This window comes from Streptomyces atriruber (assembly GCF_001418325.1).
GTDB lineage: Bacteria > Actinomycetota > Actinomycetes > Streptomycetales > Streptomycetaceae > Streptomyces > Streptomyces atriruber.
On the sequence record NZ_LIPN01000164.1, the window covers coordinates 41,596 to 65,545 of the forward strand.

The window sequence follows — 23,950 nt, forward strand, 5'->3', positions numbered from 1 at the left end:
AGGAAGGCCCTAGTCCGAGGCACGGCGCCCGTTGACGACGGCGCGTACGGCCCGGTCGCCGCGGGGGTCGGACATCAGGCGGGCGAGGTCCCACCAGCGCAGCAGCAGTGCCGGGTAGTGCGGCGGGATCGCGGCCATGAAGTCCCGGTCGAACCGTGCGCGGACGCTCTCGTGGCGCAGGGCGGTGCGGATGTCGTCGAGGGACGGCGGGCGGTGGCGGATTGCGGGCGGCAGTGTGGCCTCGTACTCCGGTGCCAGCGTGCGGCCGGGATGGACCAGGACGTTCCCGCCCAGCGCGGCGGCGACGTCGTCCTCCAGTTCCTCCTGGGTCTGCACGGCACGCTCCCACCAGTGGTCACGGAAGGCGACGACGGCCTCGGGGTCGCCCAGGTCCAGGGCGTCGCGCTGCTCGTCGAACTCCTCGCGCTCGTCGCCGGGCAGGGCCTCCCGGATCGCGCCGGGAGTCTTCGCGGGATGGCGCGGCGGGGCCTGGCCGAGGTGGCGCGCCCACCGGTCCCCGCGCTCCTCGTCCGCGGGCGGTCCCCACACCAGAGCGCCGCGCAACATGCCGGGCTTCTCCGGGCCGGCCCCGCCAAGGGGGCTTCCAGGCTGACCGCCATGAGTTCCAGGTAGGCGGGCAGCGACTCGCGCTCGCGCTCGCCGTACCTGGTCCACTGGCACACCTCCCCGGTCTCACCGTCCAGGTAGAGGCCGTAGACGGTGTTGTCGGGACTGAAGGAGCAGAACGGTATCCAGGACGGTTTCCACAGCACCAGGGCGTCCGCATCCGCGGTGCCGTCCTCACCGTGCGCCTCCTGGAACCCCCTCTGCATCCGGTGGACCTCGACCACGGCGTCGAGCGGCATCAGGGCCCAGTCGCCCAGCATGAGCCCCGAACCGTCCACGCCGTCCTCACCGGCGGACAGCCGCCACAGCGCCTTCAACTCCTCCGGAACGCTCACGCCGAGGGCTTCTTCCAGGGCCGCGAGCTCGTCGTCGGAGGCGCCGGGCCTGAGGGCCCCGTACGACGGCGGGGTGTACTCGGCCAGCCATTCCACGATCCGGCTCCATGCCCGGGTGACGCGCACATCCGCTGCTGTGTCAGTGGTCATGAGCACCACACTCGCACTGCGCCCCGGCCCATCACGTATCGGGGCCCGAGCGTTCAGGCTGCACATGCCCTAAGGGGAGGCCTTGATGGCCTGTTGGGGCAGCGTGCGGGCAGTTAGGGCACCGCCTGTGACGGAACGAAGACGCGGCGGGGAGCCGCCCGTAACTCGGTGAGAACTACAAATAGTTACGACCGCACACACCGCCACCACTCCTGGGGGAACACCATGCAGAAGACCCGCATCACCGCTCTCGCCGCCGTCAGCCTCGCCGCCGCCCTCTCACTCACCGCCTGTAACGGTGACGACTCCGGAACGGACACGTCCTCCCAGGGCTCCTCGTCCTCCAACTCCTCCTCGTCCTCGAACGGTGACGCGAAGTCGGAAGGCGGCTCGGGCTCGGGCAGCTCCGAAGCCGGCAACAAGCAGTCGGGATCCGGCGAGGACGTCAAGGACGAGGCAGCCGCGGGCGGCGCGAAGCAGGGCGGCACCAAGGCGACGTTCTGCAAGACGGAGGACCTGGCCATCGACGCGCAGGACGCCGCGCCCGACGAGAGCACCGGCCGGATCGACATCACCATGATCAACCGGGGTTCGACCACCTGCTCCGCCACGGGCTTCGCGGGCGTCGACATCAAGGACGAGGACAACACCTCCAGCCCCATCGAGCGCGGCCAGGCCCAGCCGCGCGTCACCACCCTCAAGCCCGGCGACGCCGCCGTCTTCAACCTCGCCTACGACATCGACAGCTCCGGCAAGAGCCTCGCCTCGCCGACCCACATCCTGGTCACGCCCCCGAACGAGACCCACACCGTGACCCTGGACTGGCCCACGGGCGCCGGGGACATCAAGGGCGCCTACACCGACGTCCAGGTCTACCCCACCCACACCACCAAGTAGCCCGCTTCGCCGGGCTGTGCGCGGCAGGCTCCGGAGCGATCTTCCCGCAGCGCGGTCCCCGGATCAGAGGCTGCTGTCGATCCCGGTGACCGCGGGAGGGCCGAGCGGGGCATCGGCTTCCTCGATGCCCGCCTCCCTCAGGGCAGCGCTGACGAGCCTCGTGGCGGTCAGTTCGGCCTCGTAACGGTCAGGTGCTTCGACTTCCAGACGGATCGAGAAGGTGTTGTCCTCGTTCAAGGTGAGCAGGTCAAGGCCTTCGCTCTCGCTCACGTCCGTGTGCTGTGAAGCCAGTGCCCTCTCCAGAGTCGATCGTGTCGAGCCGGTGACGTCGGTGAGAAACGTGCCGGGGACGGTGATGACGAAAGTGGTCATGGCGACTCCTCGTACGGGATGGCACTTGTACGGTTCCTGCTGCCCCCATCGTTCTGCCTTGAACGGCAACCCGCACCCGAGACCCCCTTGCCGGGTGCGGGCGAGGACCTCACACTGCGGGGCACGGGGGGAATGGGGAGCTGATGGCAGCATCGGTACGACGACGGCGTCGGCGTCGGCGGTTACGGAAGAAGACGCGCCGACAGGTGCAGCTCTTGGGGACCGCGGCCGCGGCAGTCGCCGTGGTGTGGACGGCCGGGAACTGGGCGAGCGTGTGGCCGGTCCTGGTGGCCGTGGTGGTTGTGGCCGTGCTGGGCGGTGCCGGGTACGGGCTCTGGCAGGCGCACCGCGCCGCGGTCGGGAAGGACCGGGCGTGGCGGCTGGAGGAGGAGGCCCGGGCTCGGGAACTGTCGATGGCGGAGGTCGACGCGCTCTCCTGGCAGGACTTCGAGCGGTACGTTGCCGACCTGTGCCGTCGGGACGGCTGTACGCAGGTCGTCGTCAGCGGGAAGAGCGGTGACCTCGGCGCCGACGTGATCGGCTACCTCGCGGACGGCCGCAAACTGGTGATCCAGTGCAAGAAGTACGCGCCCGAGCGCAGTGTGTCCTCGCAGGACATGCAGAAGTTCCTCGGCACGGTCCGCGACGAACACGGCGCGGATGTCGCCCTGTTCGTCACCACCGGCCGCAGGTTCACTTCGGCCGCCTTGGGCCTGGCGGTGCGGCACGACATCATCGCGCTCCACCGCGATCTGCTGGGGGCTTGGGTCAAGGGCGCCCGGCTGGACAGCCTGATCCCGCTGAACGGCCACGGCCACGGCGGCGGCCACGGTCGTACGCAACGCCGCTCGCGTGCCTGACGGAGCCCACCGGCCCACTCCAGCCTCAGCTGTGCGGAACGATCCCCACCGGACACGCCGCATGATGCAGCACCGCGTGGTCGACCGGACCGAGCCGCAGGCCGACACGGCCGTTGCGTCGACGCGCGCCGACCACGAGGAGGTCGGCCGTGCGGGAAGCGGCCAGCAGTGCCGTGCGCGCGTGGCCTTCGACCGTCCTGCGGTGGACCGGGATGTCGGGGTGGGCGGCCCTCGCGTCCCGCGCGCACTCGTCGAGTCGCGCCTCCGAGCGCTGTTGATGTTCGTCGGGGAGCGTCGTCGGGAAGTCGGGGACTTCCCTGGCGGGGCAGCGCCAGGCGTGGACGACGGTGACGGAAGCGCCGAGCAGGTGTGCCTCACGGAAGGCGAAGTCCACGGCGGGAGCCGCCTCTCGCGGGTCGCCGACGCCGACGACGCTGCGGTGGTCTCGCGCGATGGCCTCCTCGTAACCGCGTACGACGATGACCGGCGACTCGGCGTGCGCGGCGACCGAGAGGCTGACCGAACCGAGCAGCATCTCGGCGAGCTCGCCGTGTCCCCGGTTGCCGACCACCACCGCGCCCGCCTCTGAACCGAGGCGCACGAGTGCCAGGGCCGGGTCGTCGTGGAGGACCCCGCTCGTCACCTTCACGGCGGCTTCGTCCACCGCCCGGTCCAGCGCGCGCACGCTCGGTGCCTAGCCGTCGCCCCCCACGATCAAAGGCTTGTCCACGACGACACCACCTCTCGATACGCCCCGGACCCTGCCACCGCGGAACGCGACCGGGCAGGGGCGGAACGGCCCCCGTGGGGGACGTTCGGCCCCTGGCGGCTGCCTCCGCGGCCTCGCACAGTGGCAGCACGCTCAGCGGAAGGAGCTGGGAGAGCGGTGCGAGAAGTGAGCGTGCGGACACGGATCGCGGTGATCGGTGTCGGGAACGAGTTCCGCCATGACGACGGCGTGGGACAGGCGGTGATCGCCCGGCTGCGCGAGCGGGCCGACACCCGGCCCCTGCCGACGGGCACGGTGCTCGCCACCTGCGACGGGGACCCGGCCCGGCTGATCGGTCTGTGGGAAGGGGCGGCCCTCGCGGTCGTCGTGGACGCCGCTCACGCGCATCCGGCACGTCCGGGACGCGTCCACCGGTTGGCTCTCGACGAGGGGTTACCGGATCGGCCGCCGACGACCAGTTCGCACGGGCTGGGGCTGGGTGAGGCCGTCGAACTCGCCCGGATTCTGGGACGACTGCCGGGCCGCCTCGTCGTGTACGGGGTGGAGGGCGCCGACAGTTCGCTGGGCATCGGTCTGTCGACGCGTGTCGAAGCCACGGTGGAGCCGCTCGCCGGAGACATCGAGGACGAGGTCGCACGGCAGGGCGGCGTCGGCGCGTGCGGCTGAGAGGTGAGAGGCGGGGTGGTCATGGCAGAGCGCACCACGCTCCACGGAGAGCACCCCGCTCTCCGTGCGGAACGCACCGCACTCCGCTTCGAAGTGTTCGGCACGGTCCAAGGAGTGGGGTTCCGTCCCTTCGTCCACAGGCTGGCGACCGGTCTCGGCCTGGACGGCTGGGCGGCCAACAGCGCCGGGCACGTCCGGGGCGAGGTGGCCGGTCCGCCGCAGGCGGTACGGGAGTTCACGACGCAGCTGCGGACGGCGGCCCCTGCTCTGGCCCGGGTGCGGGAGGTGAGGGTCACGGAGATGCGCGGGCGTACCCCGCCACCCACCACGGGCTTCGTCATCCGAAGCAGCCGCCCAGGCGACACACCGGGTGACAAACCGTCGGAGGCACCGCGAGAGATCCCGCCCGACGCCGCCATCTGCGCCGACTGCCTGCGCGAGCTCCTCGATCCGCACGACCGCCGGTTCCGGTATCCGTTCGTCAACTGCACCGACTGCGGCCCCCGCGCGACCGTCATCGAAGACCTGCCGTACGACCGGGTCCGCACCACGATGCGGCACTTTCCGCTCTGCGCGGCCTGCGCGGCGGAGTACCGCGACCCCGGCGACCGGCGTTTCCACGCCGAACCGCTCGCGTGCCCGGTCTGCGGGCCGCGCCTCTCCTGGGGCGAGCTCGTCGCGGAGGCCGCGCTGCGCGCCGCGGTCGAGACGGTGGCAAGGGGCGGCATTGTCGCGGTGAAGGCGCTCGGCGGCTATCAGCTGGTGTGCGACGCCACCGATCAGCAGGTGGTGCAGACGCTGAGGGAGCGCAAGAACCGGCCCGCCAAACCCTTCGCGGTGATGGTCCAGGACGTCGACGGCGTAAGGGAGTTGGCCCGTCCGACCCAGGGCGAGCAGCTCGCGCTGGAGTCGATGGCACGCCCCGTGGTGCTGCTCGCGTCACGAGAGGCCGGACTCGCCCCCGCGGTGCACCCCGGGAGTGACCGCATCGGTCTCTTCCTGCCCACCACCGGGCTGCACCACCTCCTGGTCCGCGAGCTCGCCCGTCCGCTCGTCGTCACCAGCGGCAACCTCGCGGGCGAACCGATCGCCACCGATGACACGGAAGCGCACCGGGCGCTTGCGGCGGTCGCCGACGGCTTCCTCGGGCACGACCGGCCCATCCACGCGCGCTACGACGACTCGGTCGTCCAGGTCGTCGAAGGCTCCGTGCTCACCGTTCGCAGGGCGCGAGGTCTCGCACCCGCACCGCTGCCCTTGCACGTCGCGGCCCCCGTGCCCTTGATCGCCGTCGGCGCGCAGCTGAAGCACACGTTCGCGCTCGCGGAGGGCCATGACGCGCATGTGTCGCCGCACGGCGGTGATCTGGCGGACGCGGCCGCCCTCGACGCCTTCACGCACGCGTACGACGGTCTTGTGCGGCTCACGGGCATCACCCCGCGTGCCGTCGCGCACGACCTGCATCCCGGCTATCTCTCCACGCAGTGGGCGCAGGCGCAGACCTTGCCCCGCTTCCCCGTCCAGCATCATCACGCCCATGTGGCGGCGTGCGCGGCCGAGCACGGGGTGCGTGGGCCCTTCCTCGGCGTCGCCTACGACGGCCTGGGGCTCGGTGCCGACGGGACGCTGTGGGGAGGGGAGATCCTCGTCGCCGACCTCACGGACCACCGACGGGCGGGCCGGTTCGCGACCGCACCGCTCCCGGGCGGCGAGGCGGCGGTCCGCCACCCGTACCGGATGGCTCTCGGCTATCTGCACGGCACCGAACTCCTCGGCAGCCCCCGGCCATACCCCTGGTTGACGAAACCCTTCACCGACCGGATCGATCCGGACGAGGCCGCAGTCGTACGCGCCATGGTGGCCCGGGGCATCAACTCCCCGCGCGCCTCCAGCGCCGGACGGCTCTTCGATGCCGTGGCGAGCCTGCTCGGCCTCGCCGATTCCGTCAGTTACGAAGGAGAGGCCGCCGCCGCTCTGGAGGGGGCGGCGAGCGGCGTGGACGCCACACCGCTCGCCCACCGGCTGGTCCGGGCCGGTGGCCTGTGGGTGTACGACCCCGGCACGACCCTGATCGACCTCCTGGAGCGGCAGTACAACGGGGAGAGCGTCGCCGCGCTCGCCGCGGCCTTCCATCTGACCCTCGCCCTCGTGACCGCCGAACTGGTCGCGCACGCCGTCGAGGACGGCGCTCCGCGCACCGTCTGTCTCGCCGGCGGCTGTTTCCTCAACCGCCGTCTGCTGACCGAAGTGAGCGTGCGCCTGCGCGCGCAGGGGCTGCGGGTCCTGGTCTCCAGCGCCGTGCCGGTCGGGGACGGCGGCATCTGCTACGGGCAGGCAGCCGTCGCCGCCGCCCGGCTCGCGAAGGGGTGAGCGCGATGTGCCTGGGCATTCCCGGCCGCATCCTCGACATCAGGTCCGAGGGCGGGCTCCCGATGGCCAGCGTCGATTTCGGCGGTGTGCGCCGCGAGGCGTGTCTCGCCTACACGCCGAACGCCACGGTCGGCACGTACGTCATCGTGCACGTCGGATTCGCGATCACCGAGGTCGACGCGGTCGAGGCCGCGCGGACCCTGGACGTCCTGCGGGCGATGGCGGGGGCGGTTCAGGCCGAGCTCGGCGAGCCACTGCCCGCGGCCGACGCGTAGGGCCGATCGGCCCCGGGCCGTGCCCGCCCGGCCCCTGGGGGGCGCCTCGTGCCGCGTCGACTCTTGAGGGGACACCCTGTCGTCAGGAGGACCGAGATGACGCACGACGAGCGAAGCCGACCGCCGGTCCACGCCCTGCTCGCCGATGGGACCACCGCCTGCATACGGGCCGCCGGCCCTGATGACCGCGCCCAGGTCCAAGGCCTCTTCGAGGGGATGTCGTCCGAGAACCTGCGGCTCCGCTTCTTCGTGGCGAGCGACCGGTCCGCCGCGCGGGCAGCGGACCGTTCCTGTGCCCCTCCTCGCCCCGGCCACCGCGCGCTGCTGGCCGAGGCCAAGGGCCACGTCATCGGCCTCGCCGAGTACGAGAGGACGGACGGCACCGACACGGCGGAGATCTCGCTCGCCGTGGCCGAGGGCCTGCACCACCGGGGCATCGGGACGCTCCTCCTGGAACACCTCGTCTCCGCCGCCCGCGCCGACGGCATCACCGCGTTCACCGCCGACGCGCTCGCCGAGAACCACGAGGTCCTGAAGGTCTTCGCCGATCTCGGACTGCTCGCCGCCCGGCGCTTCGAGGGCCCCGAGGTGCGCTGCACCATCCAGTTGCAGGAGGGGGAAGAGGCGTATCTGACCGCGGTCGAGGCAAGGGGCAGGGTGGCGGATGTCGCCAGCCTCGAACCGCTGCTGCGGCCCGACTCGATCGCCGTGGTCGGGGCGGGCCGCAGAGCCGGCTCCGTCGGCCGTGCCGTTTTGCGCAATCTGCGCACGGGCGGCTTCACCCGGCAGCTCTTCGCCGTCAATCCGCACGTCTCCTCGCTGCTGAGCGTGCCCGCCTACCCCTCGGTCGCCGCACTCCCCCTAGTCCCCGACCTCGCCGTCCTCGCCGTGCCCGCACCGGCCCTGCCCGCCACCGCGGAGGAGTGCGGCAAAGCGGGTGTACGGGCCCTCGTGGTCCTCACGGCCGGCCTGGACGCCGGACAGGCCGCCGCCGTGCTCGCCACCTGCCGGCTGTACGGAATGCGACTGGTGGGTCCCAACTGCCTCGGCATCTCCAACACGGACAAGGAGCTGTCCCTGGACTCGACCTTCGCCGCGCGGCACCCGCGTCGGGGGACGGCCGGTGTGGCCGTGCAGTCGGGAGGCGTGGGCATCGCGCTGCTCGACGGAGTGTCCCGGCTCGGCCTCGGCGTCTCCAGCTTCGTCTCGCTCGGCGACAAGTACGACGTGAGCGGCAACGACCTGCTCCAGTGGTGGGAGAGCGACGGCGTGACCGATCTGGCCCTGCTGCACCTGGAGTCCTTCGGGAACCCACGGGCGTTCTCGCGGACCGCACGGCGGGTCACCAGGCACATGCCCATCCTCACCGTCGACGCCGGGCGGACCCGGGCCGGCCGACGGGCCGCCGCGTCGCACACCGCGGCGGCCGCCACCCGCACCATGACCCGGCAGGCCCTGTTCACCCAGGCGGGCATCACCGCCACCCGCACGATCGGTGAACTCCTGGAGACCGCTGCCCTGCTGCACTCCCAGCCCCCGCCCGCCGGGAACCGCGTCGCCGTCGTCACCAACGCGGGCGGCGCCGGGGTCCTCGCCGCCGACGCGTGCACCGAGGCCGGGCTCGCCCTGCCGCTGCTGCCGATCCGTCTCATCGACGATCTGCTCGCCACCCTCCCCGAGGGATCCGCGGCCACCAACCCGGTCGATGCCACCGCCGCCGTCACCGAGACCCAGCTCAAGAACGCCGTGGACCGGCTCATGGCACACGACGGCATCGATGCCGTGCTGGTGGTGCTCGTGCCCACCGCGGTCGCCGCGGCCACCGGCGACGACCTCGTACGGGCCCTCACCCACTCCCCCGGCCATCGCTCCCGGACGATCGCCGCGGTCCTCCTCGACCAGGCGCTGCCCGTACGGCTGTTGGCCGTCGCGGACGGCGGCTCCATTCCCTGCTACGGGGATCCGCAGCCCGCCGCGCGCGCCCTGGCCCACGGGGTCCGACGGTCGCAGTGGCTGGCCCGCCCGCCCGGCAGCATCCCGGACATCGCCGGCGTGGAGACGTCCCGTGCCCACGACGTGGCCGAGACCTGGCTGGCCGGGCATCCGGACGGCGGCTGGCTCGATCCGTGCACCTGCGCCCGACTCCTCGCCTGCTACGGCATTCCCCAACTCCCCTGGGCCTGGGCCGAGACCGAGGACGACGCCGTCCTGGCGGCCGAGCGGCTGCGCGGTCCGGACGGCAGGGTCGTACTGAAGGCGCACTGGCCCGGCCTGGTGCACAAGAGCGAACAGCGGGCGATCCACCTCGATCTGCAGGGTGACAGCCAAGTGCGCTCCGCCTTCCGGGACTTCGAGGTCCGCTTCGCCGGGCTGCTGAGCGGCGTGGTGGTCCAGCCCCTCGCCGAACGCGGCACCGAGCTGTTCGCGGGCGTCGTCCAGGACGGCGTCTTCGGCCCTCTGGTCCTCTTCGGCCTCGGCGGCACGGCCACGGATCTCCTCGCCGACCACGCGGCCCGTCTGGCGCCCCTCACCGATCTCGACGTGCACGACCTCATCACCGCGCCCCGCTGCGCCCCGCTGCTCTTCGGGCACGGCGGGAGCGGGCCGGTGGACCTCGAAGAACTGGAGCAACTGCTGCACAGGCTGTCGCGGATGGCCTGCGACCTGCCGCAACTCGCCGAGGCCGACTTCAATCCCGTCCTGGCGTGGCCGGACGGCGTCTCGGCGCTCGACGTACGGATCCGCCTCCTGCCCCGGACCGCCAACGATCCCCATCTGCGCCGACTGCGCTGAAAGGAGACAGAGATGAGGCACAGCAAGATCGGTTCCGTGATGGCCGGAGAGGTGGTCAGCGCCGGGTACGCCACCCCGTTCAAGGACGTGGCCAGGCTCCTTTCCGAGCACCGCATCAGCGGGCTGCCCGTGATCGACGTCGACGACAAGGTGATCGGTGTCATCTCGGAGACGGACCTGCTGGTGCATGCGGCCGAGGCCCCCGCCTCGTACCGGCCGCAGCCCCGCTTCCGGCTGTCGTGGGCCAGGTCCTCGGCGCGGAAGTCCCGGGCGAAGGCCACGGCCCGTACCGCGGGGCAGCTCATGTCCACGCCGCCCGTGTGCGTGCACGCCGAGAACACCATCGCCGAGGGTGCCCGTCGGATGGCCGAACACAAGGTCGAGCGGCTCCCCGTCATCGACGACGAGGACCGGCTGGTCGGCATCGTGACGCGCAGGGACCTGCTCCAGGTGTTCCTCCGCCCGGACGACGAGATCCGCCGCGAGGTGATCGCACAGGTGCTGGTGCACACCCTCTGGCTCGCGCCCCAGAGCATCGAGGTCGACGTGGACAACGGGGTGGTGACCCTCACCGGGGCGCTGGAGCGCCGGAGCGAGGTGCCCGTCGCGCTGTACATGACGCGGGAGATCGACGGAGTGGTCGCGGTCCTGGACAGGCTCACCTACCGCGTGGACGACTCCCACCTCCAGCCGACCGAACAGGCCCTGCGCGGCGTCGCCGACGACTGGCTGCGCAAACTCTGAGAGGGGACGGGCCACCATGACCATCAAGGTGCTGGTCGCCTACGCGACGAAGAACCGGTCCACGGCCGAGATCGCCCGCACCATCGCGGCGGTCCTCCGCAAGCAGGGCCGCGACGCCGAGATGAGGTGGGCGCGCGATGTCGGCGAGGTCCACGCGTGCGACGCCGTGGAGCTCGGCAGTCCGCTCCACGCGGGGCAGTGGCAGATCTCCGCGTGGGCGCTGCGCATCGGCGCCACCCTGCTGGGCGAGCCCGCGGTGGACCCGGGGGGACGGACATGACGACCGCGGGAGCCACGGCAGTGCTCGACCGGAAGGGCCTGGCCGTCCTCGTCGAGGAGCTGATGGCCGACGGCCGCACCGTCGTCGGCCCCACCGTGCGCGACGGAGCGATCGTCCTCACCGAGCTCGATTCGGCCGAGCGGCTCCCGTACGGATGGGGTGTCGAGCTGGAGGCGGGGCACTATCGTCTGCGGCGCCGCGAGGACGGGGCCGCCTTCGCGCACTCGGCCGGCCCGCAGTCCTGGAAAAACTTCCTCCATCCAGAGCGCGAGAAGCTGTGGAGCGCGGACCGCGCGCCCGACGGCACGGTGTCCGTCACACCCGACAGCACCCCTCGCCCCTCGTACGCCTTCCTCGGGGTCCGGCCCTGCGATCTGCGGGCCATCGCGATCCAGGACCGGGTGCTGACAGGGGGGCGCTTCAAGGACCGCGGCTATGAGGAACGCCGGGGAGGCACGTTCCTCATAGCCGCTGAATGCACGGAACCCGGAGCGACCTGCTTCTGTGTCTCCATGGGCAGCGGCCCCGGGGCCGACACCGGCTTCGACCTGGCCCTCACGGAGGTCGTCGATCCGGCGGGGCACCGCTTCCTCGTACGCGTCGGCAGCGAGTCCGGGGCGGCGCTGCTGGCCAGGGTCCCGCATCACGAGCCCGACGCTGTCACCCGCGATGCCGCGACAGCCGCGGTCGCCGGGGCCGTCGACAAGATGGGCCGGGCCATGCCGCCGGTGAGCCTGCAGCGGCTGATGGGGGCGAGCCTGCGGGCGGAGCGCTGGGACGACGTGGCCGCACGCTGTCTGACCTGTGGCAACTGCACGATGGTGTGCCCCACGTGCTTCTGCACCACCACCGAGGAGGTCACCGACCTCACCGGCGACCACGCGGAGCGTTGGCAGCGCTGGGACTCCTGCTTCGACCTGGACTTCTCCCACCTCCACGGCGGGCCGGTGCGCTCCTCCGCCCGCAGCCGCTACCGGCAGTGGCTCACCCACAAACTCGGCACCTGGCACGACCAGTTCGACAGCTCCGGCTGTGTGGGCTGCGGGCGCTGCATCGTCTGGTGCCCGGTCGGCATCGACATCACCGAAGAGGTGGCGGCACTCAGGGACGAGACAGCCGAGACGGCCGGGGTGGACGAGACGGACGAGAACAGCGAGACGAGCAGGACGAACCCGAAGGAGACGGAGCGATGAGCAACACCCCGCCCATGATGGCCGCACTCCCCGCCGAGCACCGCGAACGGCTGATGCGGATCGCCCGGCAGGTGTCCTTCCCGGCCGGGACACGGATCTTCGAGGAAGGCGGTCACGCCGACCGGTTCTGGATCATCCGCACCGGATCGGTCACCCTCGACATGCACGTGCCCGGTCGCCGCTCGCCCGCGATCGAGACGCTCGGTCACGGCGAGCTGGTCGGCTGGTCCTGGCTCTTCCCGCCGTACGTCTGGCAGCTGGGCGCCGTGGCGCAGAGCCCGGTGCGGGCCGAGGAGTTCGACGCTCTCGCGGTCCGCTTGATGTGCGAGAACGACCCGGTCCTCGGCGCGCTCGTCGGCCATTGGGTGGGCCGCGTCCTGGCCCACCGCCTGCAGTCGGCGAGGACGCGCCTGCTCGACCTGTACGCCCCCTACGGAAGCGGAGAGGGCGTACGGAGGTGAGCTCAACGCCGGTTCCCTACCGGGTCGTCGCCCGTTGGGCGGAGACACCGGACACGGCCACGCTCCGCCTGGAGCCGGTCGGGGAACCGCTGCCCGCTTTCGCACCGGGGCAGTTCGCGATGGTGTGGGCGTTCGGCCGGGGCGAAATCCCGCTCTCCGTCAGCGCCATCCCCACCGACGGAGGGCTGGCCCACACGGTGCGCAGCGTCGGCGCCGTCTCAGCGGGACTGTTCGCCGCCGAGGTCGGTGACGTGCTCGGGTTGCGCGGGCCCTACGGAACCGGCTGGGAGTTGGAGAAGGCCCACGGACAGGACCTGTTGGTCGTCGCCGGCGGCATCGGACTCGCCCCGTTGCGCCCTCTCGTACGGGATGCGGTGGCGGACCCGAAGGCGTACGGGCGCCTCAACGTCCTGGTGGGTGCGCGCACGCCCTCGGACCTGATGGCGAAGGTCGAGACGCGGCTGTGGAGGACCGCCTGCACCGGGGTGGTCGTCGACCGGCCCGACGCCTGCTGGACGGGCCGGACAGGCGTCGTCACCCAACTCCTCGGCCAGGCGCGCTTCGCCCCGCGCGACACCACCGCGTTCGTGTGCGGACCCGAACCGATGATCCGGGCGACGGCCCGTGACCTGCTGCACCGAGGGGTGGCCGGCGACCGCATCAAGGTGTCCTTGGAACGCAACATGCGCTGCGCGACCGGCCACTGCGGTCACTGCCAGCTCGGCCCGCTGCTGCTGTGCAGGGACGGCCCGGTCGTCACCTGGAGCCGCGCGGAACCTCTCCTCTACGTCAGGGAGCTGTGACATGGACATCAGGGAGCCGTGACATGAGCCGACCGACACTGGCCGTCTTCAAGCTGGCCTCCTGCGACGGCTGCCAGCTCACCCTCCTCGACTGCGAGGACGAGCTGCTGGCTCTGGCCGGACAGGTGGAGGTCTCCCACTTCCTGGAAGCGTCCAGCGCGAGCGCTCCCGGACCCTACGACCTCGCGCTGGTGGAGGGATCCGTCACCACGCCCGCCGACGCCGAGCGGATCCACGCGATCCGCGCCGCCTCCCGACACCTGGTGACGATCGGCGCCTGCGCGACGGCCGGTGGCATCCAAGCCCTGCGCAATTTCGCCGACGTCGAGGAGTTCACGCGCACGGTCTACGCGCGACCCGAGTACATCGACGCGCTGGCGACATCAACCCCCGTGTCCGCCCACGTCGACGTCGACTTCGAACTGCGCGGCTGTCCCATCGACCGGCGCCAGCTCCTGGAGGTCATCACCGCGTACCTCGCCGGTCGCAAGCCCGACATCCCGAACCACAGCGTGTGCTTCGAGTGCAAGCGCCGCGGCACGGTCTGCGTCACCGTCGCCCACGGCACCCCTTGCCTCGGTCCGGTCACGCAGGCCGGCTGCGGCGCGATCTGCCCGGCGTACGGCCGCGGCTGCTACGGCTGCTTCGGTCCGTCCGGTTCGGTGAACCTGCCCGCGCTGATCCCGGTGCTGCACCGCGACGGCATGGACGACCGGGACACCGACCGCTTCCTGCACACCTTCAACGCCGCCGCGTTCGAGGAGGAGCTGCGCCGATGACGCACCGAGGCACGCGCGTCCTGCACGTCGGCTCGCTCTCCCGGGTCGAGGGAGAGGGCGCATTGCATCTGCGGGTCCAGGACGGGACCGTCACCGAGGCGCAGCTGCGGATCTACGAGCCGCCGCGCTTCTTCGAGGCGTTCCTGCGCGGCAGGTCGTACACCGAACCCCCCGACATCACCGCCCGCGTGTGCGGGATCTGCCCGGTCGCCTACCAGATGAGCGCCTGCGCCGCGATCGAGGACGCCTGCGGGGTCACCGTCGATCCGTCCCTGCGGGAACTGCGCCGTCTGCTGTACTGCGGGGAGTGGATCGAGAGCCAGACCCTGCACATCCACCTGCTGCACGCCCCCGACTTCCTCGGCTGCGACGGCGCCATCGAGCTGGCGCGCACCGACCGCCCCGCCGTCGAGCGCGGCCTGCGCCTGAAGCAGGCGGGCAACGCGATCCTCGAACTTCTGGGCGGCCGCGCCGTCCACCCGGTCAACGTCCGGCTCGGCGGCTTCCACCGCGTCCCCACGACGGCCGAACTCCGTTCGCTCCGCGAGCAGTTGCGCCGCGCTTCGGACGATGCCCGGGAAACCGTCGAGTGGGTGTCCGGCTTCCACTTCCCGGACGCCGAGACCGACGCCGACCTGTTCGCTCTGGCGGATCCGGGGACGTACGCCATCGATGCCGGCGTTCCCACGGTGCTGCGGACGGACGGCACGGCGAGCTCCTTCCCCCTGCGCACGTTCCTCGACCGGGTCCGTGAGACGCACCTCCCGCATTCCACCGCCCTGCACTCCGCCCTCGACGGGCGTCGCCACCTCACCGGCTCCCTGGCCCGGTTCGCGATCAGCGGCCGTTACCTGTCGCCCACGGCCGCCGAGGCCGCACGGACCGCGGGACTCGGTGATCCCTACGAGGGGGCGATCTGCCGGAACCCGTACCGGTCGATCATCGTCCGGGCGGTGGAGGTCGTGTACGCGATCGACGAAGCACTGCGGATCATCGACGGCTACGAGCCGCCCCCGCGCCCGTACACCGACGTCCCGGCAGCCCCGCGCGTCGGCCACGGAGCGACGGAGGCGCCGCGCGGACTCCTCTACCACCGCTACCGCCTGGGCGGCCGGGGCACCGTCGCCGACGCCCGCCTCGTACCGCCGACCGCGCAGAACCAGGGGGCCATCGAGGACGACCTGCGGCGCGTGGCACAGGACGCTCTCGCCCAAGAGGGCGTGGACGACGCGGAACTGACGCGGCGGTGCGAGCGCGCCATCCGCAACCACGACCCCTGCATCTCCTGCTCCACGCACTTCCTCGACCTGACCGTCGCCCGCACCTGACCACCGCCCGCACCTCATCTCCCGGGAGGACGCCGTGCTCCACTCACCGCGCACCGTGAGCGACGTGATGACCCACACCGTCATCGCCGTGGGCCGCGAGGCCCCCTTCAAAGAGATCGTCGCCCTGATGGGGCAGTGGAACGTCAGCGCGCTGCCCGTCCTGGCCGGTGAGGGCCGGGTGATCGGCGTGGTCTCCGAGGCGGATCTGCTGCCGAAGGAGGAGTTCCGCGACAGCGACCCCTCCCACTTCGACCAACTGCGCCGCCTCTCCGACCTGGCCAAGGCCGGTGGCGTCAGCGCGGGCGAGGTGATGAGCTCGCCCGCCGTCACCGTGCACCCGGACGCGACCCTCTCGCAGGCCGCCCGCATCATGGCCCAGCGGAAGGTCAAGCGCCTCCCCGTGGTCGACGCCAACGGGCTGCTGCAAGGCGTGGTCAGCCGCAGCGACCTGCTCAAGGTGTTCCTGCGCACCGACCGGGAACTCGCGGACGAGGTGACCCGCACCGTGACCGCTTTCCTCTTCCCGGACCGTGCGGTCACGGTGGTCGTGGAGAACGGCGTGGTCACGCTCGGCGGTGAGGTCCGCGACCGCACCCTCGTCCCGGTCGCCGCCCGGCTCACCCGTGCGATCGAAGGTGTCGTGGACGTACGCATGGACCTCACCGACCCCGATCAGACGCCACCCCGATGAAGTACCTCGACGAGTACCGCGACCCTGCCCTGGCCCGGCGCCTGCTGACCGAGCTGCGCCGCACGGCGACACGTCCCTGGCGGATCATGGAGGTGTGCGGCGGGCAGACCCACACCCTGGTCCGCCAGGGCATCGACGAGCTGCTGCCCGCGGGCATCCGCATGATCCACGGGCCGGGCTGCCCCGTCTGTGTCACGCCGCTCCAGACGCTGGACCGGGCCATGGCCATCGCCGCCCGGCCCGGAGTGATTCTCGCCAGTTTCGGCGACATGGTGCGCGTCCCCGGCAGCACCACGGACCTGCTGGCCCTCCGCGCCCGGGGAGCGGACGTACGGGTCGTCTACTCGCCGATGGACGCGGTGCGGGCGGCCGTGGACAACCCCGATCGCCAGGTCGTCTTCCTCGCGGTCGGCTTCGAGACGACCGCGCCGGCCAACGCGATGGCGGTCCTGCGCGCCGAGCGGCTCGGCCTCACCAACTTCTCGGTTCTCGTCAGCCACGTCCTCGTACCGCCCGCCATGACCGCCTTGCTGGACGACCCGCAGTGCGAGGTCGAGGCCTTCCTGGCCGCCGGCCATGTGTGCGCCGTCATGGGCTGGACGGAGTACGTGCCGATCGCCGCGCGGTACCGGGTGCCTGTCGTGGTCACCGGCTTCGAACCGCTCGACCTCCTCGAAGGCATCCTGATGGCCGTCACCCAGCTCGAAGCGGGACGGTACGAGGTGGAGAACCAGTACGTGCGGGCCGTCCACCGCTGGGGGAACGCAGAGGCGCAGGACGTTCTCGGCCGGGTCTTCCGCGTCACCGACCGGGCCTGGCGCGGGATCGGCACGCTGCCTGCCAGCGGCCTCGAACTCGCCCCGGAGTACGCCTCTTTCGACGCCGCCCGCCGCTTCGACGTCGGGGGCCTGGACAGCGCCGAGGATCCCGAGTGCATCGCCGGGGACATCCTCACCGGTGCGAGGGTGCCCACCGACTGCGGGGCCTACGGCACCCGTTGCACGCCCCGTACCCCGCTCGGTGCCCCGATGGTGTCGAGCGAGGGCACCTGCGCCGCCTTCCACTCCGCCGGACGAAGCAGGAGCACATCGGCATGAACCTCGACTGCCCCATCCCGTACGGCGAGCACGAACTCGTCCAGCTGGGTCACGGCGCGGGCGGCAGGCTCACCGCCGAGCTGCTCGACGCGCTCGTCCTGCCCGCGCTGGGCGGACCGCCGGACGCCCCACGCGAGGACGCCGCCCTCCTTTCGGGAACGGACGAACTCGTGGTGTCCACCGACTCCTTCGTGGTGAGCCCGCTGTCCTTCCCGGGCGGCGACATCGGATCCCTGGCCGTCCACGGCACGGTCAACGACCTGGCCATGCGCGGCGCCCTGCCCATCGCCCTCACCCTCGCCGTGATCGCGGAGGAAGGCCTCCCGCTGACGGAGCTCGGTGCCGTCCTCGACTCGGCGGGCAAGGCCGCGCACCAGATCGGTGTCTCCGTCGTCTCCGGGGACACGAAGGTCGTCGGGCGTGGAGCGGCCGACCGGCTCTTCCTCACCACGACGGGCATCGGTCGACGCATCCCCGGCCTGACGCCGTCCGCCGCCGGGGCGCGGCCGGACGACGCGATCCTGCTCTCCGGCCCGATCGGCCTGCACGGCACCGCCGTCCTCTCCACCCGCGAAGGGCTCGGTTTCGAGACCGACATCGCCTCCGACACCCGCCCCCTGCACCGCCTCGTGCTGAGCCTCGCCCCGCTCGGCGGCGCCGTCCACAGCCTGCGGGACCCCACCAGGGGCGGACTCGCCGCCGCACTGAACGAGATCGCGCACGATTCGCGCGTCGGCATGGAGATCGAAGAGGCCGCCCTGCCGGTCCCCGCGGCCGTCGCCGCCGCCTGCGACCTGCTCGGCCTCGACCCGCTGACCGTCGCGAACGAGGGCTGCTTCGTCGCCTTCGTCCCGGCCGACCGTGCGGACCGGGCACTCGCCGCCCTGCGCGCACACCCCGAGGGAGCGGGGGCCGACCGCATCGGGCACTGCAGGCCGCACCCCGCAGGCCGCGTCGAACTGCGCACCCTGATGGGCGCGCGACGCGTGGTCGACATGCCGCTCGGCGAGCAGCTCCCCCGCATCTGCTGAGAGCCTGTGTCATAACCCCGGCCGGATCAGTGGGCGTCGTCTGGTGCGTGCGATCGCAAGACGCCGGAACGTCCTGGGTGGGGGTCCCCCCCCGGGCCCTTCAGGCCTGGGGGAGGAGCTACCAGGGCGTTTCGGCAACGCGGCGAGCGTGCGTGCCAGACGACGCCCACCCGGCCGGGGTTACGACACAGGCTCTGAGGCGGCACGCGCCGGCCGGGATGGGGCCCACTCGGCCCTGGTGCGCGCCCCGCAGACACGCGACGATCTGATCGGGACCGCAGACACCCAGGGGGCCACCATGACCGCACGCACCTTCTCGCCGGCGCACCCGATCCGGGTCTTCCTCCTGGACGACCACGAGGTCGTACGCAGAGGAGTGCACGACCTGCTCGACGCGGAACCCGACATCGAGGTCGTCGGTGAGGCGGGCACGAGCGACCAGGCACTGGTCCGCGGCCCCGCCCTGCGGCCGGACGTGGCCATCCTCGACATCCGCCTGCCGGACAGCGACGGCATCACCGTCTGCCGCGAACTGCGATCGAAGATGCCCGAGGTCGCCTGCCTGATGCTGACCTCCTTCGACGATGACGACGCACTCCTCGACGCGATCATGGCGGGCGCCGCGGGCTACGTCCTGAAGCAGATCAAGGGAACCGATCTGATCGACGCGGTACGCACCGTCGCGTCGGGCCAGTCCCTGCTCGACCCGGCGACCACGACCCGTCTGATGAGCACGCTGCGCGGCCCGGACGAGCCGCCGGAGTCGGACGGCAAGCTGTCCGGACTCACCGAGCGCGAGCGGGAGATCCTCGCCCTGATCGGCGAAGGCCTCACCAACCGCCAGATCGGGAAGCGGCTCTACCTCTCCGAGAAGACCGTCAAGAACCACATCTCCCGGCTCCTTGCGAAGCTCGGTGTGGAGCGGCGCGTCCAGGCCGCTGTGATCGCCGCCCACCTCGAAGCCGAACGCCCCCGCTGACCACTCTCATCGGCCGTCACCCCACGACCCCTCACCCCCTCACGGGAACGCGCCACTCCAGCCGTGTGCCCCCGTCCGGCCCGGCGTCCAGAGACAGCGAGCCACCGAGGTTCTCGGCTCGCTCGGCGATGTTCCGCAGGCCGCTGCGGCGTCCGCTCCCGCCGATGCCGACCCCGTTGTCGACCACGGTGAGGGTGAGCTCCCCATGGCGTACGACGACGGCGATCTCGGCGGCCGACGCCTGCGCGTGCCTGGTGATGTTGGCGAGCGCCTCGCTCAGCACCGCCGCCGTCTCGTCGGCGATACCGGCCGGCACATCGGTGTCGATGAGCCCCTCCATGCGCAGCGCCGGTGTGAAGCCGAGCACCGCGACGGCTTCCTCCACCGTCCGGGCGGTGCGCACCCGCAGCCCGGGGCTGCTGGTCGCGTTCGCCTCGTGGGCGCGCAGGCCGAAGATGGAGGAACGAATGATCCTGATGGTGGTGTCGAGGTCGTCCACCGCGCGCGTCAGGCGTTCGGCCGCCTCGGGGTGCTGGACGAAGCGCTGCGCGCTCTGCAGGGTCATGCCGGTCGCGAAGAGGCGCTGGATGGCCAGGTCGTGGAGGTCCCGGGCGATCCGGTCCCGGTCTTCGAGCAGACTGATCTGCTCGGCGTCGCGCCGCCGGTCCGCCAACTCCAGTGCTACTGCGGCCTGTCCGGCGAAACCGGGCAAGGGAGCGGTCTCGGCCACGCCGAAGGCGGACCGTCCGGTCCGCCGGGCCAGGACCAGCACGCCCCGCAGCCCCTCCGCGGTCCCCATCGGCACCGCCACGGCAGGCCCCATGCCCTTCCACCGCTCCGGTGCGAAGGTGACCCGCGAATCGGCGACGACGTCCCCGGTGGCCACCAGCCCGCCCTCGCGCAGCGCGGCCCCCGCCAAGGTCCCCTCCCGGGGGATGAGTTGCCCCTGGTGCACCTCCGCGCCCTCACCGAGCGCAAGGGCTCCCTGCAACTCGTCCCGCTCCGCCACCACGAGGTCGACCACACCGATGTCGGCATTGGTGATCTCCCGGGCGCGCTCGACCATCAACTCCAGGACGCGGGCCTCCGACGCGCCGGACAACAGGGCACTGGTGAACTCGGAGCTCGCCGCCAGCCAGCGCTCCCGCAGCCGCGCCTCCTCATAGAGCCGGGCGTTCTCGATGGCCACCCCCGCCGCCACGGCAAGCGTGGAAAGCACCGCTTCGTCCTCGGCGTCGAACTCGGCACCGCCGCGCTTCTCGGTGAGGTAGAGGTTCCCGAAGACTTCCTCCCGCACCCGGATGGGCACGCCCAGGAACGAGTGCATCGGGGGGTGGTGCGGCGGAAACCCGGACGACGCCGAGTGCTCCGACAACTCCCGCAGCCGCAACGGCTCGGGATGCCGGATCAGCTCGCCGAGCAGCCCGTGCCCCGAAGGCAGATCGCCGATCCGCGCCTGCAGTCGCTCGTCGATCCCCACCGGCAGGAACTGGTCCAGCCTGCTCCCGGCACCGATGACGCCGAGCGCCCCGTACTCCGCGTCCACCAGGACGACCGCGGTCCCGACGATGCGCCGGAGCACTTGCGGGAGATCGAGCTCCCGCCCCACCGAGAGCACCGCCTCCAGCAGCCCGTGCAGCCGGTCCCGCGTCCCCCGGACCGCGGTGATCCGCCCCTCCAGCTCCTCGAGCAGTTCATCCAGCCGTAATCGCGTCAGCCGCCCTGCTTCGTTGCGTGCTGTTTCCCCACCCATGTATGCCTCCGCCGATGTCGCCGGACAGGGCCTCGCAGGTACAGCCTTCACCCTAGCCCCGCGAGGCGCCCGGGGAGTGGAAGGGGCGCTCCGCGACACCCTCCAGACACCGAAGCGGCCACCGACATCACCTCAACACCCCTGCAAACACGCCACGTTGAGGGGCACGGCCACCAGGACTGAGCTCGTTGAGCACGCCGGTCGGTCACGCACGCTCACATACGGACGGTGAAATGGCAGCGGATTACGACGCCTCGAAGGGCCCTCGAAGTTCACGGCGCAGCCGTCACGAGCCCCGGAGAAGGACGGACGAGGCGCTCGTGAAGCCGACCGAGACCGACCTGAGACCCTCTCGGCCCCGGATCGCCGAGGGCGCACCGTCCTCGTCTGCGGGAATGCGGGCGCCAAGGAGTGGCGCAGACACGTGGACCCGAACGGACGGGGCTGCCCCCGGGCGGAAACCGACGAGCGCGCTGGCCCTCCCGCTCCGAACCGGGCTGCGCTATGCAGGAACGAGCCCCGCGAGGGCACAGCCGGTGCGCCGCGATGGGCCAGGGGGAATCATGGACGATTCCGTACGCCGTCAGCAGCCGCGGGTGCCCGAGGCGGACCCGACAGTCGGGGTCGGTGTGAACGCCGACCGACAGGGAGTGCCCAGGCACCGGCTGGTCGCGATCGGGGATTCGCTGACGCAGGGGTTCCAGAGCCTGGCGATCTTCAACACCGGACTCTCGTATCCGGCGATCGTCGCCTATGAGATGGGGTGCGTCGAACAGTTCCGGTATCCCCTCTACGAGGGCTTCGGCGGGCTGCCCTTCAACATCGAGCTGCTCCTGCGCGACCTGGAAGCCCGGTACGGGCGGTCCGTGGACCTGCGGGAGACGCCGTTCGCGCTGTTCCGGGCCCGGAGTCTCATGGACCGGATCGAGGACTACTGGGAGCGGGGGCCGGGACGGGCAGTGCCCTCGACGACGGCCGTCATGCACAACCTCGCGGTCTTCGGGTGGGACCTGCGGGACGCGCTCTCCAAGTCGGCGGACGAGTGCCGGAATCGGATCGACGCACCGGAGGACGACCTGATCAGGCAAGTCGTCACGAACGCGTGCGAGCGCGCCGCCCTTCGGGTCCTGCCCACCCGGCCCTCGGCGGCGGGGGCCCTGACCCAACTGGGTGCCGCCGCCAGGCTCGGGGAGGAGACCGACGGCACCGGCTCGGAGCACGGGATCGAGACCCTGGTCGTCTTCCTCGGCGCGAACAACGCTCTGCAGGCCGTGACCGAGCTCGACGTGGCCTGGAGCAAGGACGGTTACGACGACCTGTCCCGCAAAGGACGCTTCACCGTCTGGCAGCCACAGCACTTCGCGGCCGAACTGCGCAAGGTGGCCGCGGAGGTGGCCGGGATCAGGGCGCGGCACGTCATATGGTGCACGGTCCCGCACGTCACCATCGCGCCGGTCGCACGCGGCGTACAAGGCAAGATCGCGAAGGGTTCGCGGTACTTCCCGTACTACACCCGTCCGTGGATCGGCGACGACGACTTCGACCACCGCCAGGACCCGCACATCACAGGTGACGAGGCGCGGCAGGTCGACGACGCCATCGACGAGTACAACGACGCGATCACGGCGGAGGTCCGCCATGCCCGGCGGGCGGGCAAGGACTGGTACCTGCTGGAGACCTGCGGGCTGCTGGACCGGCTCGCGTCCCGCCGGTACGCCGAGGATCCGGCGGCCCGCCCGGCCTGGTGGCGGCCCTACGAGTTGCCGCCGGCACTGCAGGCGCTGACACCGCCGCCGAACTCCCGCTTCCTCGCCGGTGAGGCGGAACGGCGCACCGACGGCGGCCTGTTCTCGCTCGACGGAGTCCACCCGACGACCGTCGGGTACGGCATCCTCGCCCAGGAACTGATCAATGTGATGCGGCTGGCCGGGGTCCAGTTCTTCCGTCCCGACGGACGGACCCCGCGCGAGGACCCGGTACACGTCGACTTCGACCGCCTGATCCGCAACGACACCCTGATCAACCGACCACCGGGCAACCTGGACTCGACCCTGCGCGTCCTCGGCTGGGCCGATGAGGCCCTGGATCTGTTCCAGCGCGTGTTCACCGGCTTCTGAGGGGCCCGAACTCTCCACGAAGGGGCCCGTGTCCCCTCCGGGGGAAAGCCGTTCCGAGGCCGAGTCGGAGTCCGACTCGGCCGGACACGCGTCCCGTCCGGTCAGGGCGCCTGCGGGCGTCGCCCGCTCAGTCGTGCGACGCCCGCCCGCTCACCCGGTGATCCGCATGACTGAGCGCCTCCATGACCAGGCGTCGCAGGTGGCCGTCGGTGAGGCGGTAGTGGATGTGGCGGCCCTCGCGGCGGGTCTCCACGAGACCTGCCAGGCGGAGTTTGGCCAGGTGCTGGCTGACGGCCGTACGGGAGGCCGCGCACTGTTCGGCGAGCGATCCCACGTCCGCCTCGTCGAGAGCGAGCAGCCACAGCACATGCAGCCGGGTCGAGTCCGAGAGCAGCGCGAACACCCGCGTCGCCTCGGCGAGCCGGGCGCTGTCGGGGTCCCGTAGATGCGCATGGGGTGCAGCTGGGACGGGCTCGCGTTCGGGCATGTGCACAGCCTAGAGCCGAGGTCGCGAATCAGCCCTCATTGATATGTGCGCATCTGCGCACATGAGAGTTACGATGTCGGCAGAGGCTGCTCCCTCAGTCCTTCGCCCATCACGTCCGCCGCCCCCGGCACG

Annotated in this window: 23 protein-coding genes and 1 pseudogene; 18 read left to right on the forward strand and 6 right to left on the reverse strand. The window is 71.7% G+C overall.

Annotated elements, in window-relative coordinates; all coding sequences use genetic code 11:
- Window positions 1-9 precede the first annotated feature (9 nt).
- Both AOK03_RS44075 and AOK03_RS44080 read right to left on the reverse strand, forming a co-directional pair.
- Entirely contained in the window at window positions 10-567 is a 558-nt protein-coding gene (locus tag AOK03_RS44075; RefSeq protein WP_244177657.1) for a hypothetical protein, read from the reverse strand.
- A 143-nt stretch (window positions 568-710) separates the two neighbouring features.
- A pseudogene (locus tag AOK03_RS44080) lies at window positions 711-1,178 on the reverse strand (SMI1/KNR4 family protein); the annotation flags it as partial.
- Window positions 1,179-1,337: 159 nt separating this feature from the next.
- Between AOK03_RS44080 and AOK03_RS18210 the strand changes: the two are divergent.
- Window positions 1,338-2,009 carry a DUF4232 domain-containing protein gene (locus tag AOK03_RS18210; RefSeq protein ID WP_055566343.1) on the forward strand — a complete coding sequence of 224 codons (672 nt, stop codon included), beginning with the start codon at window positions 1,338-1,340 and terminating at the stop codon, window positions 2,007-2,009.
- Between the two features lie 63 nt (window positions 2,010-2,072).
- On the opposite strand, the gene AOK03_RS18215 is transcribed toward AOK03_RS18210, so the two are convergent.
- Window positions 2,073-2,381, reverse strand: a complete 309-nt coding sequence (locus tag AOK03_RS18215) for a hypothetical protein (protein WP_055566344.1) — start codon at window positions 2,379-2,381, stop codon at window positions 2,073-2,075.
- Window positions 2,382-2,587: 206 nt separating this feature from the next.
- On the opposite strand from AOK03_RS18215, the gene AOK03_RS18220 reads away from it, so the two are divergent.
- Window positions 2,588-3,241 (forward strand): restriction endonuclease, encoded by a 654-nt coding sequence (locus tag AOK03_RS18220; RefSeq protein ID WP_425264391.1) that lies wholly within the window; start codon window positions 2,588-2,590, stop codon window positions 3,239-3,241.
- A gap of 25 nt (window positions 3,242-3,266) precedes the next feature.
- On the opposite strand, the gene AOK03_RS18225 is transcribed toward AOK03_RS18220, so the two are convergent.
- Window positions 3,267-3,926 (reverse strand): universal stress protein, encoded by a 660-nt coding sequence (locus AOK03_RS18225; RefSeq protein ID WP_055566345.1) that lies wholly within the window; start codon window positions 3,924-3,926, stop codon window positions 3,267-3,269.
- A gap of 210 nt (window positions 3,927-4,136) precedes the next feature.
- Between AOK03_RS18225 and AOK03_RS18230 the strand changes: the two genes are divergently transcribed.
- The 15 genes from AOK03_RS18230 (at window position 4,137) to AOK03_RS18300 (ending at window position 19,461) form a co-directional block, all read left to right on the forward strand.
- Window positions 4,137-4,637 carry a hydrogenase maturation protease gene (locus AOK03_RS18230; RefSeq protein ID WP_055566346.1) on the forward strand — a complete coding sequence of 167 codons (501 nt, stop codon included), beginning with the start codon at window positions 4,137-4,139 and terminating at the stop codon, window positions 4,635-4,637.
- Window positions 4,638-4,658: 21 nt separating this feature from the next.
- Window positions 4,659-7,007, forward strand: a complete 2,349-nt coding sequence (gene hypF / locus AOK03_RS18235; protein WP_055566420.1) for a carbamoyltransferase HypF — start codon at window positions 4,659-4,661, stop codon at window positions 7,005-7,007.
- Window positions 7,008-7,012: 5 nt separating this feature from the next.
- Window positions 7,013-7,282 (forward strand): HypC/HybG/HupF family hydrogenase formation chaperone, encoded by a 270-nt coding sequence (locus AOK03_RS18240; protein ID WP_055566347.1) that lies wholly within the window; start codon window positions 7,013-7,015, stop codon window positions 7,280-7,282.
- Window positions 7,283-7,378: 96 nt separating this feature from the next.
- On the forward strand, window positions 7,379-10,075 hold the full coding sequence (locus tag AOK03_RS18245; protein WP_055566348.1) for a bifunctional acetate--CoA ligase family protein/GNAT family N-acetyltransferase: 2,697 nt from the start codon (window positions 7,379-7,381) through the stop codon (window positions 10,073-10,075).
- Window positions 10,076-10,087: 12 nt separating this feature from the next.
- A complete protein-coding gene (locus AOK03_RS18250) occupies window positions 10,088-10,819 on the forward strand; it encodes a CBS domain-containing protein (protein WP_055566349.1) in 732 nt (243 codons plus the stop codon).
- Window positions 10,820-10,835: 16 nt separating this feature from the next.
- Window positions 10,836-11,099: a flavodoxin domain-containing protein gene (locus AOK03_RS18255; RefSeq protein ID WP_055566350.1), complete on the forward strand. Its 264-nt coding sequence runs from the start codon at window positions 10,836-10,838 to the stop codon at window positions 11,097-11,099.
- Window positions 11,096-12,292: a 4Fe-4S dicluster domain-containing protein gene (locus AOK03_RS18260; RefSeq protein ID WP_079074805.1), complete on the forward strand. Its 1,197-nt coding sequence runs from the start codon at window positions 11,096-11,098 to the stop codon at window positions 12,290-12,292. The genes AOK03_RS18255 and AOK03_RS18260 overlap by 4 nt, the downstream gene beginning before the upstream one ends.
- Window positions 12,289-12,753: a Crp/Fnr family transcriptional regulator gene (locus AOK03_RS18265; protein WP_055566351.1), complete on the forward strand. Its 465-nt coding sequence runs from the start codon at window positions 12,289-12,291 to the stop codon at window positions 12,751-12,753. Before AOK03_RS18260 ends, AOK03_RS18265 begins: the two co-directional genes overlap by 4 nt.
- Window positions 12,750-13,556: an FAD/NAD(P)-binding protein gene (locus AOK03_RS18270; RefSeq protein WP_055566352.1), complete on the forward strand. Its 807-nt coding sequence runs from the start codon at window positions 12,750-12,752 to the stop codon at window positions 13,554-13,556. The genes AOK03_RS18265 and AOK03_RS18270 overlap by 4 nt, the downstream gene beginning before the upstream one ends.
- A 23-nt stretch (window positions 13,557-13,579) precedes the next feature.
- A complete protein-coding gene (locus AOK03_RS18275; RefSeq protein WP_055566353.1) occupies window positions 13,580-14,335 on the forward strand; it encodes an NADH-quinone oxidoreductase subunit B family protein in 756 nt (251 codons plus the stop codon).
- Window positions 14,332-15,663 (forward strand): Ni/Fe hydrogenase subunit alpha, encoded by a 1,332-nt coding sequence (locus AOK03_RS18280; protein WP_055566354.1) that lies wholly within the window; start codon window positions 14,332-14,334, stop codon window positions 15,661-15,663. Before AOK03_RS18275 ends, AOK03_RS18280 begins: the two co-directional genes overlap by 4 nt.
- A 67-nt stretch (window positions 15,664-15,730) precedes the next feature.
- Complete coding sequence (locus AOK03_RS18285; protein WP_107098030.1) at window positions 15,731-16,354, forward strand: CBS domain-containing protein; 624 nt, start codon at window positions 15,731-15,733, stop codon at window positions 16,352-16,354.
- A complete protein-coding gene (gene hypD, locus AOK03_RS18290) occupies window positions 16,351-17,451 on the forward strand; it encodes a hydrogenase formation protein HypD (RefSeq protein WP_055566356.1) in 1,101 nt (366 codons plus the stop codon). Before AOK03_RS18285 ends, hypD begins: the two co-directional genes overlap by 4 nt.
- Entirely contained in the window at window positions 17,448-18,482 is a 1,035-nt protein-coding gene (gene hypE / locus AOK03_RS18295; protein ID WP_055566357.1) for a hydrogenase expression/formation protein HypE, read from the forward strand. The genes hypD and hypE overlap by 4 nt, the downstream gene beginning before the upstream one ends.
- A gap of 298 nt (window positions 18,483-18,780) precedes the next feature.
- On the forward strand, window positions 18,781-19,461 hold the full coding sequence (locus tag AOK03_RS18300; protein WP_055566421.1) for a response regulator: 681 nt from the start codon (window positions 18,781-18,783) through the stop codon (window positions 19,459-19,461).
- A gap of 31 nt (window positions 19,462-19,492) precedes the next feature.
- Here the strand turns inward: AOK03_RS18300 and AOK03_RS18305 are convergent, their stop codons facing one another.
- A complete protein-coding gene (locus tag AOK03_RS18305) occupies window positions 19,493-21,214 on the reverse strand; it encodes a sensor histidine kinase (RefSeq protein ID WP_055566358.1) in 1,722 nt (573 codons plus the stop codon).
- Window positions 21,215-21,777: 563 nt separating this feature from the next.
- On the opposite strand from AOK03_RS18305, the gene AOK03_RS18310 reads away from it, so the two are divergent.
- Entirely contained in the window at window positions 21,778-23,331 is a 1,554-nt protein-coding gene (locus AOK03_RS18310) for a hypothetical protein (RefSeq protein ID WP_055566359.1), read from the forward strand.
- Between the two features lie 127 nt (window positions 23,332-23,458).
- Here the strand turns inward: AOK03_RS18310 and AOK03_RS18315 are convergent, their stop codons facing one another.
- Window positions 23,459-23,818, reverse strand: a complete 360-nt coding sequence (locus AOK03_RS18315) for an ArsR/SmtB family transcription factor (RefSeq protein WP_055566422.1) — start codon at window positions 23,816-23,818, stop codon at window positions 23,459-23,461.
- Window positions 23,819-23,950: the final 132 nt, after the last annotated feature.

Bases quoted from the DNA above. Each gene is read 5' to 3' on its own strand.
- AOK03_RS44075 (WP_244177657.1), bottom strand. From the start codon at position 567: ATGTTGCGCGGCGCTCTGGTGTGGGGACCGCCCGCGGACGAGGAGCGC.
- AOK03_RS18210 (WP_055566343.1), top strand. From the start codon at position 1,338: ATGCAGAAGACCCGCATCACCGCTCTCGCCGCCGTCAGCCTCGCCGCC.
- AOK03_RS18215 (WP_055566344.1), bottom strand. From the start codon at position 2,381: ATGACCACTTTCGTCATCACCGTCCCCGGCACGTTTCTCACCGACGTC.
- hypF (WP_055566420.1), top strand. From the start codon at position 4,659: ATGGCAGAGCGCACCACGCTCCACGGAGAGCACCCCGCTCTCCGTGCG.
- AOK03_RS18240 (WP_055566347.1), top strand. From the start codon at position 7,013: ATGTGCCTGGGCATTCCCGGCCGCATCCTCGACATCAGGTCCGAGGGC.
- AOK03_RS18245 (WP_055566348.1), top strand. From the start codon at position 7,379: ATGACGCACGACGAGCGAAGCCGACCGCCGGTCCACGCCCTGCTCGCC.
- AOK03_RS18250 (WP_055566349.1), top strand. From the start codon at position 10,088: ATGAGGCACAGCAAGATCGGTTCCGTGATGGCCGGAGAGGTGGTCAGC.
- AOK03_RS18255 (WP_055566350.1), top strand. From the start codon at position 10,836: ATGACCATCAAGGTGCTGGTCGCCTACGCGACGAAGAACCGGTCCACG.
- AOK03_RS18260 (WP_079074805.1), top strand. From the start codon at position 11,096: ATGACGACCGCGGGAGCCACGGCAGTGCTCGACCGGAAGGGCCTGGCC.
- AOK03_RS18265 (WP_055566351.1), top strand. From the start codon at position 12,289: ATGAGCAACACCCCGCCCATGATGGCCGCACTCCCCGCCGAGCACCGC.
- AOK03_RS18275 (WP_055566353.1), top strand. From the start codon at position 13,580: ATGAGCCGACCGACACTGGCCGTCTTCAAGCTGGCCTCCTGCGACGGC.
- AOK03_RS18280 (WP_055566354.1), top strand. From the start codon at position 14,332: ATGACGCACCGAGGCACGCGCGTCCTGCACGTCGGCTCGCTCTCCCGG.
- AOK03_RS18285 (WP_107098030.1), top strand. From the start codon at position 15,731: ATGACCCACACCGTCATCGCCGTGGGCCGCGAGGCCCCCTTCAAAGAG.
- hypD (WP_055566356.1), top strand. From the start codon at position 16,351: ATGAAGTACCTCGACGAGTACCGCGACCCTGCCCTGGCCCGGCGCCTG.
- hypE (WP_055566357.1), top strand. From the start codon at position 17,448: ATGAACCTCGACTGCCCCATCCCGTACGGCGAGCACGAACTCGTCCAG.
- AOK03_RS18300 (WP_055566421.1), top strand. From the start codon at position 18,781: ATGACCGCACGCACCTTCTCGCCGGCGCACCCGATCCGGGTCTTCCTC.
- AOK03_RS18305 (WP_055566358.1), bottom strand. From the start codon at position 21,214: ATGGGTGGGGAAACAGCACGCAACGAAGCAGGGCGGCTGACGCGATTA.
- AOK03_RS18310 (WP_055566359.1), top strand. From the start codon at position 21,778: ATGGACGATTCCGTACGCCGTCAGCAGCCGCGGGTGCCCGAGGCGGAC.
- AOK03_RS18315 (WP_055566422.1), bottom strand. From the start codon at position 23,818: ATGCCCGAACGCGAGCCCGTCCCAGCTGCACCCCATGCGCATCTACGG.